This window comes from Psychrobacter phenylpyruvicus DSM 7000 = NBRC 102152 (assembly GCF_000685805.1).
GTDB lineage: Bacteria > Pseudomonadota > Gammaproteobacteria > Pseudomonadales > Moraxellaceae > Psychrobacter > Psychrobacter phenylpyruvicus.
The window spans coordinates 1-1,320 of the sequence record NZ_JMKP01000096.1; the positions used below are offsets into that span (position 1 = coordinate 1).

Sequence of the window (1,320 nt, forward strand, 5' to 3'; positions counted from 1 at the left end):
TCTGGCTAACAATAGTTCGGATAATGAATCGTTTTATCAACCCAATTCTATCTTAATTTTATGATAATTTGGTCTAGACATTGGGGAGCACCTTAAGGCTTGAAACATTATTCTGGCGGCATTGAAACACTATCTCCCTATCTCGAGCTTGACACGTGGAATGAGGTGGAGATTGAAAAAAGAGCCGAAGATATGCTGGAGAAAGCTCTAGATATATGGAAGGTTTAAGGCAAAGACGACAATAAGAAATGATAAAATCTCAAGCCCCTTTTAGTTGAATGGAAGGGGCTTGTTTTATTTGGGGTGGGTTTTATTTAATAAAGACTTATCTTGTAGCTTTTGAACTTTGCTTCTATGATTGCTTTTAAATAGGGTGCGATCTAATTGATAGCTGTATTAGTCGTAGGGTGCGCCCTGCGTACCATCAAACCCCTAAATATTAATTGGTGCATTAAAGCACTCTACAAACACACCAGCAGAGCGTAGATGCGTTTTTTATGAGTAAGTTGCTCGTTTAAAGTCTTTTATTATATCTACTCATTCGTTAATCATTACTCTCAGTTCAATAGGACAACCCATTGATTCACTACATAACTGGTGGCGAACGCTCCGGCAAAAGCAGCTTGGCGCAATCCTTGGCCGAGCAAATAACTGACCAGCCTTATTATTTGGCTACCTCAAGAGTGTTGGATGATGACTTTGCCAAACGGGTGAGCCGTCATGTAGAGGATAGAGCAGAATCAAAGAGTAATTGGAGTACTATTGAGGCGGATGTAAATTTAGCCGATGCCTTAACCGATTATTTTGACAGTCAGCAGTCCCATCCAAAATACAGCCTAAAAAATCATTCTAAACACATTGACCAACCGCTTAAGCCACTTACGATCGTTATCGACTGTGTCACCTTATGGCTGACTAATTACGTGATGGATTATGACTATGATATTGATAAGTGCCTAACAATTGCTAAGCAAGAAATCGATAAATTAGTAGCTTTCAGCAATCAGCATAACGCCACCTTGTTTATTATATCCAATGAAATCGGTATGAGATTACATGCAAGCTCACCAGAGGGGCGCAAATTTGTCTCGCTACAAGGCTGGGTCAATCAATATCTGGCACAAGTGGCGAATAAAGCCACTTTGGTGGTCTCAGGGTTGCCGGTTACTCTCAAATAAATCGATAATGAAAAAGATTAAACTAAAGCAGTAGAGTGAATTTAAAGTTGAACCGCCCCGACTATATCGGAGAGTTGATTGCTTGAGTCAGGCAGCTTTGTCTGACTCATTAAGGCTATCATAGTATCGTCTCTCAAACTCA

1 protein-coding gene is annotated in these 1,320 nt (G+C 40.1%); it reads left to right on the top strand.

All coding sequences use genetic code 11. The features are described from left to right. Nucleotides 1-578 precede the first annotated feature (578 nt). Nucleotides 579-1,178: a bifunctional adenosylcobinamide kinase/adenosylcobinamide-phosphate guanylyltransferase gene (locus G561_RS0113560; protein ID WP_028860001.1), complete on the top strand. Its 600-nt coding sequence runs from the start codon at nucleotides 579-581 to the stop codon at nucleotides 1,176-1,178. Nucleotides 1,179-1,320 lie beyond the last annotated feature (142 nt).